General features: G+C 63.1%; 8 protein-coding genes and 1 pseudogene. 2 read left to right on the top strand and 7 right to left on the bottom strand.

Translation table 11 applies throughout. The features are described from left to right. From ACK4OE_RS01925 to ACK4OE_RS01915, 3 genes are all read right to left on the bottom strand, one after another. The coding region (locus ACK4OE_RS01925; protein ID WP_409882643.1) for an efflux RND transporter permease subunit at positions 1-2639 on the bottom strand (2639 nt) is incomplete at its 3' end. A gap of 29 nt (positions 2640-2668) precedes the next feature. After that, positions 2669-3922 carry an efflux RND transporter periplasmic adaptor subunit gene (locus tag ACK4OE_RS01920; protein ID WP_409882642.1) on the bottom strand — a complete coding sequence of 418 codons (1254 nt, stop codon included), beginning with the start codon at positions 3920-3922 and terminating at the stop codon, positions 2669-2671. Between the two features lie 479 nt (positions 3923-4401). Next, positions 4402-5304, bottom strand: coding sequence for an alpha/beta hydrolase (locus ACK4OE_RS01915; protein WP_409882641.1), 903 nt, complete (start codon positions 5302-5304; stop codon positions 4402-4404). 195 nt (positions 5305-5499) lie between these two features. Between ACK4OE_RS01915 and ACK4OE_RS01910 the strand changes: the two genes are divergently transcribed. Together ACK4OE_RS01910 and ACK4OE_RS01905 are read left to right on the top strand one after the other, a co-directional pair. Then, positions 5500-6417: a LysR family transcriptional regulator gene (locus ACK4OE_RS01910; protein WP_409882639.1), complete on the top strand. Its 918-nt coding sequence runs from the start codon at positions 5500-5502 to the stop codon at positions 6415-6417. Positions 6418-6476: 59 nt separating this feature from the next. Further along, complete coding sequence (locus tag ACK4OE_RS01905; protein WP_409882638.1) at positions 6477-6809, top strand: VF530 family DNA-binding protein; 333 nt, start codon at positions 6477-6479, stop codon at positions 6807-6809. A 158-nt stretch (positions 6810-6967) separates the two neighbouring features. Here ACK4OE_RS01905 and ACK4OE_RS01900 read toward each other — a convergent pair whose 3' ends face one another. The 4 genes and pseudogenes from ACK4OE_RS01900 to ACK4OE_RS01885 form a co-directional block, all read right to left on the bottom strand. Then, positions 6968-7927, bottom strand: a complete 960-nt coding sequence (locus ACK4OE_RS01900; RefSeq protein ID WP_409882637.1) for an alpha-E domain-containing protein — start codon at positions 7925-7927, stop codon at positions 6968-6970. Between the two features lie 2 nt (positions 7928-7929). Next, positions 7930-9459 (bottom strand): circularly permuted type 2 ATP-grasp protein, encoded by a 1530-nt coding sequence (locus ACK4OE_RS01895; protein ID WP_409882636.1) that lies wholly within the window; start codon positions 9457-9459, stop codon positions 7930-7932. A 79-nt stretch (positions 9460-9538) separates the two neighbouring features. Further along, positions 9539-11215: pseudogene (locus ACK4OE_RS01890) on the bottom strand (DNA internalization-related competence protein ComEC/Rec2); the annotation flags it as partial. A gap of 736 nt (positions 11216-11951) precedes the next feature. After that, the gene (locus tag ACK4OE_RS01885; protein ID WP_409882635.1) at positions 11952-12932 is read right to left on the bottom strand and encodes a hypothetical protein; all 981 of its coding nucleotides are present in this window, start codon (positions 12930-12932) and stop codon (positions 11952-11954) included. Between the last annotated feature and the right edge of the window lie 248 nt (positions 12933-13180).

The following is a 13180-nucleotide window of genomic DNA, read 5'->3' as shown; positions in this document are numbered from 1 at the left end:
GAGTTGCCCGCCAGGATTTCCTGGTAGGTCAGCTCGGTCCACTCGAACGTGATGCCCTGGGGCAGGGTCTCTGCGGCAATGCGCTCGATGGCGGCCTGCGCCTGGCCCGATGAATAACCGAGTGCAGGGCCGCCGTTCACATCAGCAGCCAGGTAGCCGTTGTAGCGCATGGCGCGTTCGGGGCCGAAGCTCGGCTCCATCTTCATCAGCGCCGACAGGGGCACCATCTCGCCGGTGCTGGAACGCACCTTAAGCAGGCCCACATCCTCAGCCCGCGCGCGGTAGGCCGCATCGGCCTGCACGCGTACGCTGTAGGTGCGGCCGAACTGGTTGAAGTCGTTGGCATAGAGGCTGCCCAGGTAGATCTGCAGCGTGTCAAAGATGTCCGTTACCGGCACACCGAGCTGGCGCGCCTTGGTGCGGTCGATGTTGGCGTACAGCTGCGGCACGTTGACCTGCCAGCTACTGAAGATACCGGTCAGCTCGGGCGTCTGGTAGGCCTTGGCCATGAAGGCCTTCACGGCGCCGTCCATGGCTTCGTAGCCCAGCGAGGCACGGTCTTCGATCTGCAGCTTGAAGCCGCCCGTGGTGCCCAGGCCCGCCACCGGGGGTGGCGGGAACATGGCGATGAACGCGTCCTGGATGTTGCCAAAGGCCTGGTTCAGCTGGCCCGCCACCGCGCCGCCGCTCTGGTCGGCGCGGGTGCGCTCGGCAAAGGGCTTGAGCGTAGCGAACACGATGCCGGCGTTGGAGCTGTTGGTGAAGCCATTGATCGACAGACCCGGGAAGGCGATCGCGTCCTCGACGTTCGGGTTCTCCTTCATGATCTCGCCCATGCGGCGGATCACGTTCTCGGTGCGGTCCAGCGTGGCGCCGTCAGGCAACTGCGCAAAGCCGATCAGGTACTGCTTGTCCTGCGCGGGCACGAAGCCGCCGGGCACGATCTTGAACAGGCCCATGGTGGCCCCCACCAGCGCGAGGTAGATCACGAACATCAGCGCCTTGCGGCCGATGACGCGTTTGACACCGCCGCTGTAGGCCTCCGAGCCGCGGTGGAACAGGCGGTTGAAGCCACGGAACAGGCCACCAAACACCTTGTCCATGCCGCGCGTGAGCGCGTCCTTGGGCTCGTTGTGGCCCTTGAGCAGCAGTGCTGACAGGGCGGGCGACAGGGTCAGCGAATTGATCGCCGAGATCACCGTGGAGATCGCGATGGTCACCGCGAACTGCTTGTAGAACTGGCCTGTGAGGCCACTGATGAAGGCCAGCGGCACGAACACTGCCACCAGCACCAGCGCAATCGCGATGATGGGGCCGGACACTTCACGCATGGCGCGGTAGGTGGCCTCGCGCGGGGTCAGGCCCGCCTCGATGTTGCGCTCCACGTTCTCCACCACCACGATGGCGTCGTCCACCACGATGCCGATGGCCAGCACCAGGCCGAACAGAGAGAGCGCGTTGATCGAAAAACCCAGTAGGTGCAGCACCGCAAACGTGCCCACCACCGACACCGGCACGGCCAGCAGCGGGATGATGGAGGCGCGCCAGGTCTGCAGGAACAGGATCACCACCAGCACCACGAGGGCGATGGCTTCGAGCAGCGTGTGGATCACCGACTTGATCGATGCGCGCACGAACTGCGTGGGGTCGTACGCAATGCGGTACTCCACGCCTTCGGGCATGTTCTTCTGGATCTCGTCCATGGTCTTGCGCACGTTCGACGAGATGTCGAGCGCGTTGGAGCCCGGCGCCTGGAACACGCCCATGCCCACGGCGGGGTCGTTGTTGAGTAGCGAGCGCAGCGAGTAGTCGGCCGCGCCCAGCTCCAGGCGGGCGATGTCGCGCAGGCGCGTCACCGCACCGTCCGCACCGGTCTTGACGATGATGTCGCCGAACTCTTCTTCGGTCTGCAGGCGGCCCTGGGCGTTGATGGACAGTTGCAGGTCCACGCCGGGCAGGCCGGGCGATGCGCCCACCACGCCGGCGGCCGCCTGCACGTTCTGACCGCGGATGGCGGTCACCACGTCGCTGGCCGACAGGCCGCGCTGCGCGACCTTTTGCGGGTCGAGCCACACACGCATGGAGTAGTCGCCGCCGCCGAAGATCTGCACCTGGCCCACGCCGCCGATGCGCGCGAGGCGGTCCTTCACATTGAGCACCGCGTAATTGCGCAGGTAGTCGATGTCGTAGCGGTTGTTGGGCGAGACCAGGTGGACCACCATGGTCAGGTCCGGCGCGCTCTTCACCGTGGTCACGCCCAGGCGGCGCACTTCCTCGGGCAGGCGCGGCTCGGCCTGCGAGACGCGGTTTTGCACCAGCTGCTGGGCCTTGTCGGGGTCGGTGCCGAGGGCAAAGGTCACCGTCAGCGTCATCACGCCGTCGGTGGTGGCCTGGCTGCCCATGTAGAGCATGCCCTCCACGCCGTTGATGGATTCCTCCAGCGGCGTGGCCACGGTCTCGGCGATCACCTTGGGGTTGGCGCCCGGGTACTGTGCGCGCACCACCACGGAGGGCGGCGCGACTTCAGGGTATTCGGAGATGGGCAGACCGCGCAATGCGATGAGCCCCCCGAGGAAGATGAGCACCGACAGAACCCCAGCAAAGATGGGGCGGTCGATGAAAAAGCGGGACAGGTTCATGGATGCAAAATTCCTTCGGTCGCTCTGGCTCAGGCCGCTGGCGACTTGGCTGCGTTCTTGGCTTGCTTGGGGTCGGTGGCCAGCTCGGCCTTGGCGGTCATGGGAACCGGCTGTGGCGCCACCACGGCGCCGGGGCGCACGCGCTGCAGGCCGTTGACAACGATGTTCTCGCCCGCCTTGAGGCCCGAGGTGACCACGCGCAGGCCGTCAATCGGCGCACCTAGGGTGACCTCGCGGTACTCGGCCTTGTTGCCCTCGCCCACCACCATCACAAACTTCTTGTTCTGGTCAGTGCCCACGGCACGCTCGTTGATCAGCAGCGCTTTCGTGTTCCGGGCCTGGCCCATGCGGATGCGCGCGAACTGGCCGGGCATCAGGGCGCCGTCTTCGTTGTCGAACACGGCGCGCACGCGCACGGTGCCGCTCCGGGCGTCCACCTGGTTGTCGATGAGCTGCAATTTGCCAACGTGGGGCGTGCTGCCCGCCGTGCCGGTGCCCATCTGCACAGGAATGCGCTCGATGAGCTGGCGTGCGCTGTTGCCGCGCTGGCCGCTTTGCAGGTCGGCCAGTGCCTTCACCACGATCTGCTCGTCGGTATCAAAGCTGGCGTAGATAGGGCTCACGGAGACCAGCGTGGTCAACACGGGTGCGCCGGGGCCCGCAGCCACCAGGTTGCCCACAGTGACTTCGATGCGGCCCACGCGGCCCGACACCGGGGCGCGCACCTGGGTGTAGCCCAGATTCAGCTTCGCGGTTTGCAACGCGGCCTGGGCGGCGCGCAGGTTGGCATCGGCTTCACGCTGGGCGTTCAGGCGCTCGTCGTGCTCGCGCTGGGCAATGGCTTTTTCTTCGAGCAGGCGTGTGGCACGCTCCATTTCGCTGCGGGTGTACGACACGCGGGCCTGGGCGGCCACCACCTGGGCTTCTGCGCGGTCCACCTCGGCGGCGTAAGGTGCGGGGTCCACCGTCACCAGCAAATCACCCTGCTTGACCAGCGAGCCTTCGCGGAAGTGCACGGCCTGCACGGCGCCTGAAGCGCGGGGCCGCACATCCACGCGCTGCACGGCTTCCAGCCGACCGGAGAACTCGTCCCACAGGGCGATGTCTTTTTGCACCACCGCAGCCACGGACACGGGCATGGCGGGTGGCGCAGCAGGAGCGCTATCGGCTTGCGCGACAGGCGCCTGGAACACCAGGATGGCGGCCGCCACGGCGGCGGTTACAGCAGTGGCGATAGTGGCCAGGCCCAGGGGGCGATTTTTGGAGAATAGATTGGAGTTCATGGTCATTTCAATCGTTAAGGCCGCCCTTGTGAGGCAAGCCGGTGAAGGGTGTCTGTCACGCTCCGGTGCATGAGCGTTGTGCCGATTCGGTGTCAGCGCCGGGCAGGGATGGGCAGTCTCGGCAATGACACGGTGACAAAGTCAAGACTTGGACGCGCCCTGCCGCGCGAAAAGTGCGCGAACGCTAGAAGACGTTGCAACACTGCGGGTTGTGACAGCGACAGCGGCAAGCGGGCGGGCCGCCCAAAGGGTTGTTCATGGTGTGATTTCCTCCGTATCTATCGTTGATATCAATGGCCCTGCCTGCCGTCTGCGACCTCGCGGGCACGGCTTGCAGAAATGCGTGGACAAAGCATCTCCCTCCGGCACGGTGGGGCCAGAAAAATCAGCGTTGAAAACCAGGTGGCAGGCGAGAAGGCCGCAGTAACAAACCTCAACCAACGTTGAGGTCAACCACTTTCTACGGCTCCCGGCTTTTCTCAGGAAGGCGCCGGACTTCGGGTTGCTTCAAAAAAGGTTCGGAACTGCTCTTGTGCGCCAGCCGCACAAGGGCACTCTTGTTGCGCGCCGGTCTGCAGCAAGGCATCGGGCCACTGCGCCGTTTTGGAGAACACGTGCCGCGTCACTTGCAGGCCAGCGGCCTCCAGCCGGGCCGCATAGGCCAGGGCTTCGTCGTGCATGGGGTCGGTGTCGCCCACCAAAATCAAGGTGGGCGGCAGTCCCGCCAGGCGACGAGCAGCGCCGGGTACGGCATAGGGGTGTTCCGCATCCCGCGGACAACGCAGAAAATTGCGCCAGCCCTCGGCCCATTTGCAACCCGTGGCATTGCCGGTGGCTTCGCGCAGCGATGCGGTGCCGACACACGGGTCCAGCATGGGCGACAGCAAGATCTGTCCGGCCAGCGGCGGGTGCGACTGGTCACGCGCCATCAGGCCCACCGCAGCGGCCAGGTTGCCACCCGCTTCTTCGCCCGCCAAATAGACCAGTGCGCCCTGCCCGCCCAGCTTGGTGCGATTGCGATGCACCCACTTCAGCACGTCGTAACCCGTATCCACCGGTTGGGGGAAGGGGGTCAGCGGGTAAGCGACCGAAACCACCACCGCGCCCACGTTCTCCAGCAGGGTTGCGACGGTGCAGCCGTTGTCCAGGTCGCCCGTGGTGAACGCGCCGCCATGGAAATGCACCACGAGCGGGGACGCCTGCCCCGTCTTCTTGCGGCCATACATGCGCACAGCAACGTCCTGCCCCTTGGCCACCTCAATGGTGGAATCGGTGCACACTGATGCCGACGCGCCTGCAGCCTTGGTCGCACGGGGCGACTTGGCGGGCGTTGCAGCAGGCTGCGTTGTAGAGGCTGGCGAAGATGGATGGTCGGGCTGCATGGCATGTACCCAGTGGGTGGAGGGTGGAAGGTCGGTTGACGATGGATGAAATGTAGTGGCTTATGTACGCCGGATAAACAGGTCAAACACCACCCGCACTGTTTCCAAAAGCTCAACAATCGGAACAGGGGTGCCGTGTGAGAATTCCGCAGCACCCACTGGTGGGTGCTGACGTTCCAGATTCAAGGAGAAGCCATGGACCAGATACAGGCCATGCGCATATTCGTGCGGGTGGTTGAGGCCGGCACGTTTACCCGGGCAGCAGATTCACTCTCGCTGCCCAAAGCCACGGTGACCAAGCATGTGCAGGCGCTGGAGGAGCGGCTGCGCGTGAAGCTGCTCAACCGCACCACCCGCCGCGTGACGGTGACGCCCGATGGCGCCGCCTACTACGACCGCACGGTTCGCCTGCTGACCGACCTGGACGATATCGAGGCCAGCATGACCAACGCGCGGGCCAACCCGCGCGGGCGCCTGCGCATTGACGTGGGCACGTCGGTGGCGCAGTTGCTCATCATTCCGCACTTGGCGGAGTTTCATGCACGCTACCCGGACATCCAGGTGGACCTGGGGGTGAGCGACCGCATCGTGGACCTGATCGGCGACAACGTGGACTGCGTGATCCGCGGCGGGGAACTGAGCGACCAGTCGCTGGTGGCGCGGCGCGTGGGCAACCTGGAGTTCATCACCGTGGCATCGCCTGACTACCTGCAGCGCAAGGGCACGCCCACGCACCCGCTGGAGATTGAAGAGAAACACGCCAGCGTGATTTACTTCTCGCCCCAAACCGGTCGGCACTACCCGCTGGAGTTTCGCAAGGACGAAGAGTCCATCGACATCACAGGCCCCTACCAGGTGAGCGTGAACGAAAGCAATGCCTATGTCACCGCCATCGTGGCGGGCCTGGGCGTGGGGCAGATCACCGGGTACCAGGCCGAGCGGCACCTGAAAAGCGGTGCGCTGGTACAGCTGCTGCCCGAATGGACCCAGCCCCTGCTGCCCGTGTATGTGGTGTACCCACCCAACCGGCACCTGAGCGCCAAGGTGCGGGCCTTTGTGGACTGGGCTGCAGAGCTCTTTCAACGCGAAACCCATCTGCAGCGCACTGCTTAAGCGGCCACCGCGCTCTCAGCGGCTTGGCGGGCGGTCCGTCGGCTTTATGCTTGGGCCCCATGAACGCTACCGAGCCCACCCCATCCCCTGGTTCCGACAACACCCCAGTCGAACCCGGTGCACCAGACCATGCACCCGCTGCCAGCACAGCCCCCGCCAAGCAGGCCCGCAACCCGCTGCACGGCGTGACGCTGGAGGCCATGGTGGTGGGGCTGGCAGATTATTTTGGATGGGACGACCTGGGCAGGCAAATTCCCATCCGTTGTTTTCAGATCGACCCCAGCGTGGGGTCCAGCCTCAAGTTTCTGCGCAAAACCCCCTGGGCGCGTGAGAAGGTCGAAAGCCTCTACCTCTTCATGCTGCGCGACCAAAAGCGCAATGCGCAGGATTGAACGCGCTGTGACTTGGCCGCACCCAGAATAACAGTCAAATCAGGCTCCAGCGCTTATCCAGAAAGCGCTGACAGCTATCAAAACAGGACCCCTAAAGGGGTCCGTCTCAGGCAAGCGATCAAACGGTCAGTCGCCCCATCGCCCTGCCCGTCAGCCGGTCAGTCGCCAGACGTCACCAAAAAGTCGCGGCTAATGCCCCCACCGAGGTCATTCACGCGGTCAAGGAACTGCGTGAGAAACGCATGCAGGCCCGTCGCCAGGATCTCGTCAATGCGCCCGTACTGCAGGTCGGCCAGCAAGCGCCCCGCCCTGCGTCGCGTTTCGCCCGACTGCTCGTTGGCCAGCACCGCCAGGTTGTCGACCACGTCGCGCATGCAAGCGTGCAGTGATCGAGGCATGTCGCTGCGCAAAATCAACAGGTCAGCCACGCGGCCCGGGGTGATCACGTCGCGGTAGACCTTGCGGTAGACCTCGAACGCAGAGACGCTGCGCAGCAGCGCGCTCCAGTGATAAAAGTCGCTTTCCTGGTTGCGCTCGCTGGCACGGCCAAAAAAGTCGTTCTTGACCGCATGGAACTTCACATCCAGCAGGCGAGCCGTGTTGTCGGCCCGCTCCAAAAATGTGCCCATGCGCAGGAAGTGGAAAGCCTCGTCCTGCAGCATGGTGCCCAGCACCACCCCGCGCGACAGGTGTGAGCGGTATTTCACCCATTCAAAGAACTGCCCCGGGTCACGCTCAAAGGCGCCGCCCTGCAGCTGTCGATGCAACTCCAGCCAGGTCTGGTTCTGGGTCTCCCACACTTCGGTGGTCAGCGCGCCGCGCACGGCACGCGCGTTCTCGCGCGCTGCGCGCAGGCACGACAGGATGGACGACGGGTTCTCACCGTCGTGCACCATAAACTCCAGCACACGGGCGGGCGTCACCTCGCCATGTTTGGCGGTGTAGGCGGGGATCAGCTCGCTGATGGACAGCAGCCCTTCCCAGCCGGTTTGCGCCACGTCGGCAGCTTGCGGCAACAGGGAGGTTTCGTAGCTCACATTGAGCATGCGTGCGGTGTTCTCCGCCCGCTCTGTGTAGCGGGACATCCAGAACAGATGGTCGGCAGTGCGGCTCAGCATGTTCAGAGGCTCCCTTGCGATTGACTTTGCGACTGACCTTGTCCCTGCGATTGCGATTGCACGGCCTTGGGTTGCGCTGCAGGCGCACCCTCGCCCAGCACCCAGGTGTCTTTGGTGCCGCCGCCCTGCGACGAATTCACCACCAGTGAGCCCTCTTGCAGCGCCACGCGCGTAAGGCCCCCGGCGGCCATCTGCACCTCGCGCCCGCTCAGGACAAAGGGGCGCAGGTCAATGTGGCGTGGGGCGATGCCGCTATCGACATAGGTGGGGCAACTGGACAGACTGAGCGTGGGCTGCGCGATGTAACCCGCGGGGTTGGCCAGCAGCGCACGGCGGAAGTCTTCGATCTCGGCCTTCGTGGCGGCGGGGCCAATCAGCATGCCGTACCCCCCGGCACCGTGCACCTCTTTCACCACCAGGTCTTTCAGGTTGGCCAACACGTGCTGCAGATCCTCGTCCTTGCGGCACATCCAGGTGGGCACGTTCTTGAGGATAGGTTCCTGACCAAGGTAAAAGCGGATCATCTCGGGCACGTAGGGGTAGACGGATTTGTCGTCGGCCACACCCGTGCCCACCGCGTTGCAGATGCCGATGTTGCCCGCGCGGTACGCCTCCATCAGGCCGTGGCAGCCCAGGGTGGAGTTGCGGCGGAACACCTGCGGGTCGAGAAAATCATCATCCACCCGGCGGTAGATCACGTCCACCCGCTGCAGGCCGCGCGTGGTGCGCATGTACACAAACTTGTCCTTGACCACGAGGTCCTGGCCTTCGACAAGCTCCACCCCCATCTGCTGGGCCAGGAAGGCGTGTTCGAAGTACGCGCTGTTGTGCATGCCAGGCGTCAGCACCACCACCGTAGGCTCGTCGGCCGTGGCCGGGGCGCTGGCGCGCAGGGTTTCCAGCAGCATGTCGGGGTAGTGGGCCACCGGCGCCACCTTGTGCTGGCTGAACAGCTCGGGGAACAGCCGCATCATCATCTTGCGGTTTTCGAGCATGTAGCTCACGCCGCTGGGCACGCGCAGGTTGTCTTCCAGCACGTAGTACTCGCCTTCACCCTTGTCGTTGGGTGCTCGAACAATGTCGATGCCCGCGATGTGCGCGTAGATGTTCTGCGGCACCTGCACGCCCGCCATTTCGGGGCGGTACTGGGCGTTGTTCAGGATGAGGTCGGCGGGCACGATGCCGGCGCGGATGATGTCCTGGCCGTGGTACACGTCGTGGATGAAGCGGTTGAGCGCTGTGACCCGCTGCACCAGCCCCTGCTGCATGCTGCTCCACTCGTGGGCCGGGATGATGCGAGGGATCAGGTCAAACGGAATCAACCGCTCGTTGCCTGCGCCGCCCTCGTCTTTGGCGCCGTAAACCGCAAAGGTGATGCCAACGCGCCGGAAGATCATCTCGGCTTCGGCCCTGCGGGCCTGCATCACATCAGGGGGCTGTTTGCTCAACCACTGCGCATAGCGCTTGTAGTGTTCCCGCACATCACTGCCATCAAAAGGCAGCATGGCGTACATCTCATCAAATTTCTGCATGAACGGGCCTCCTGGTAACAGGATAGCAAGTTGTGCGCCCACCCCGGCGAACAGCCCCTGACGGCACTACGCCATCGGCTCAATCACCCGATGCGGTCATGCGGTGCTGCCAGTACCGCTGCGCTGTATCGCGCTGGCATGCCAGGGCGTCGGGTTGCGCTGATGACCAGGTGGCGGCACCACAACGTGATGATTCCACCACCCGGATGCCGCGCTGGTGGTAGCGCTGCAGCACCTCGGCAGCAGGATGTCCAAAACGGTTGCGGTAACCCGCCTGCACCAAAGCTGTGCGCGGCTGGACGGCCTCCAGAAACGCGGGAGACGACGATGTCTTGCTGCCATGGTGCGGCACCAGCAGGACGTCGGCCTGCAGGGGAGCACCGCGGGTCAGCAAGGCCTGCTCCTGGTGCGCTTCGATGTCGCCCGCTAACAGAGCGACGGCCCCGCGCTCACCACGCTCACCGGCAGCCGATATGCGCAACACGCAGCTCAACGTGTTGGGACGCGGTGGACGTGGTGGGCTGGACGTGGAAGCAACGTCTCCGGCCACGGGGTGCAGCACTTCAAAGGCTACCCCGTCCCACATCCACTGCTGCCCGGCCACACAAGGCTGGATGGGTCGCAAACGCTGCAAGATATTGTCGGCCTCGATGGAGCCCATCAGCGCTGCGTGCGGCTGCTGCATCAGCACGGCAGCAGCGCCGCCCGTGTGGTCGGCGTCGCGGTGGCTGAGCATGAGCAGGTCCACACGCTCGCCCAGCGCTCTCAGCAGGGGCACCAGCACGCGGTGGCCCGCATCGCTCTCGCGGCTGAAGCGCGGGCCTGCGTCGTAGAGCAGCGTGTGTGTGGCGGTGCGCACCAGTACGGCATTGCCCTGGCCGATGTCGGCCGCCAGCAGCTCGAACTGCCCTGCGGCGGGCCGTGCAGGCTGCCACCAAATCACGGGCCAGAGCAGTGGCAACGCCAGCAACCGCAGCCGCCACGGCAGCCGCATGGCCAGCAGCACACCGCCAGTCACCGCCGCAACGCCCGCCCACAGCGGTGCCGCAGGCAAAAACAGCACCGCCCCGGGCCACTGCGCCAGCCAGTACAGCAGCGCCGCCAGCGGCTGCAGGCTGAGCGCGGCCAGGCTCCACAGCGGCGCCCACAACACACCACCCAGCGCCAGCGGCGTGACCACGAGCGTCACCCACGGTATCGCCACCAGATTGGCCACAAACCCCACCACAGAGACCTGACCAAACAGCAGCAAGCTGAGCGGCGACAGCGCGAGCGTAACCACCCACTGCTCTCGAAATAATGCATAAAAACGGCCTCTAGCGCTTGACTGGTATGCGCTAGCAGCTATTGGATTAGTAGCAAACAGCACGCCCACCGCCACAAAGCTCAACCAGAAACCCGCCTGTGCCAGCGCCCACGGGTCGACCAGCACCACGGCCGCGCACGCCAGCAGCCACACCTGCGGCCAGGGCCACCGGCGACCGCTGAGCTGCAACAGCGCCACGGCGGCCAGCATGATCACGGTGCGCTGTGCGGGCACGCCCCAGCCGCTGAACAGTGCATAGCCCCCTGCCAGCAGCACCCCGGCTACCAATGCGGCAGACGGCGCAGGCACCGCCAGACACAGGCGTATCGAACGCCGCCACAACGCGCCCACCACCAGCGCCGCCAGCCAGGCAAACAGGGTGATGTGCAAGCCCGAAATTGCCATCAGATGCGCGACTCCAGTCGCGCGGAACACATCCCAGTCCGCACGGTTGGCCATTAACAAATAAGTCTCAAAGTGGGACAAATAGTTTCAAAGCGGCCAAAATTACCAAATAGCTCCAAAGTGGAAGCCTTGACAGCAAACCTTGAGGCAGCTGAAAAGTTTCAAAGTGGAAACCTAAGTGGTTGATGCAATTGAAAAATCAGAAACTGTGTCAACTCAAGTCCGCCGCTCGCGCCCTGTTGACATCAAGAGACCTCAAGATTTTGACCATCGACGTTCTTGAAGACATTTCCTCTTACCGGCTCGAAACCTGTCAAACGGGCACAAATTGCCAAATAGTTTCAAAGTGAATTCCGGGACGTACAAATAGTTTGAAAGTAAGAAGCAGAGATTCTGCCCCCAGTCCTTAATGCTTGATGCGTCCACGGAACCGGCTCAACTTCAACTCCGTTGAGTCATTTAACAGGTCCATTGTTGAGTGACCTGTCAGCCCTAGCTACCACGTTACGAAACGCCGAGCGATTACGTCGGCGTCATGCCTATTCAGTCCCGGGGACCGTAGCCCGTTACGTAGGTCTCATAGTGGTCTTCGCACAGAGGGCCTGCGTCAGTGATGTGTTGCGCAGGGGCGCCGCAATACTCGCACTCTTGGCCACGAAGCTCCGCAGCCTCCTCACAGGGCGGGCACAACGGGTGGTTAGCGTTGAACTCCGCGTCCACATCCTCGAACGCCGCAGGACCCGTTTTGCAGCCGCAGTTTCTACATTTGAAGCGGAGAGCGTTAGTCATGATGCACTCCTTTGCCCATCGTGCGCGCAAAGAAGGCTTCAGCTTGCTGCTCAGGAGTCAATGGAACCCATTCTGGCTTGTGCTTATAGAGCAAGTTGCGCATGTCATCCGAAAGCTCGACCTCCACAAGGTATGGCAGGAACGGCACCAACCCTTGGGGAGTCTCCAGTACCGTGGCGAAGGTGTTTTTTTGGAGGTCATCCAGGATACAACCGGCGTCTTTGTAACCGCCCTCCAGCGCCATAATGATGCATTGAAGGGAATCAAAGAAATAGTTCTCTGCTAGCAGCCGTTCGCCAAGCGCCGCCAAGGCCATTGGAAAACCATTGATGTGCGCCTGGACCAGCAGTTCAGCAGACTTCGCGGACAACGGCTTGCCAAATGGAGTTGCCAACAGGCCGCCAATGAACTGCGAGTACACATGGCCCTGTTCGGCCAAAGAAAAAAAAGCCTCCTTGATGTGCTTATCAGCTTCCACCTCGGTTCCGTAGACAAAGCCGCGGCACCCCGGCTCTCGCGGGTCGACTAGGAGCACGTCATCAAAAATCTTACGAAATTTTTCAGCGGTCTGGTTTCGTAGCTTAGCGACGAGCTGCGCGTGCTTCAGCCCGAGGAGCTTCTCGCTCAATTCGTCATATTTGCGAGCACTGCTGCTTGCAGTCCCAACGCTCAGGGCATGAGCGCGCAAGTCTTCGACGGTCTTAACCTCTGGATGTGAGGGGATGCTCACTCGCAGCCGAAGAGTGTTGCATTCTTGGCTCGCAAGTTCAAAGTCATTTTTCAGATGTTCGAAATTTTCCAGTTCGAACGCGGAGTGAGGCAACTGACGCGGCCAGTATCTGAGAGTAGGAACTCCGGAGTCATCCTGGACAGGCTCGGGACGAACAAATGCGAGTGATTTCCCGGTAAGTAAAAACTTTCGGGGAACTGTGAGGGCCTTGCCCTTGTGTTGGAGGCGGAATGATGCAGCCATCATGATGTGCTTTCTGAAGCTTTTGAGCGTCCGACCCCTACCGCCCGGTTCAAAAAGAGAATCAGGCTGAAGACACTATTCAAATAACCAACTACCACGCCAATGTTTTGTCTCGGGGTCGGACAGCGAGCGAACTCGCTGGAGACAAGGTGGAGGCTTATGCCACAGGTAAATTGTAACCGCTAATCTTTGGACGCCAAGCTCCTGGAAGCGATTCGGATTCAGCTTGCCTACAGTCGACCGGCTTG

This window comes from Acidovorax sp., assembly GCF_046314175.1.
Taxonomy (GTDB): domain Bacteria; phylum Pseudomonadota; class Gammaproteobacteria; order Burkholderiales; family Burkholderiaceae_C; genus Acidovorax.
Note: the sequence above shows the minus strand (reverse complement) of the source record. Positions and strands in the feature narration are given on the sequence as shown.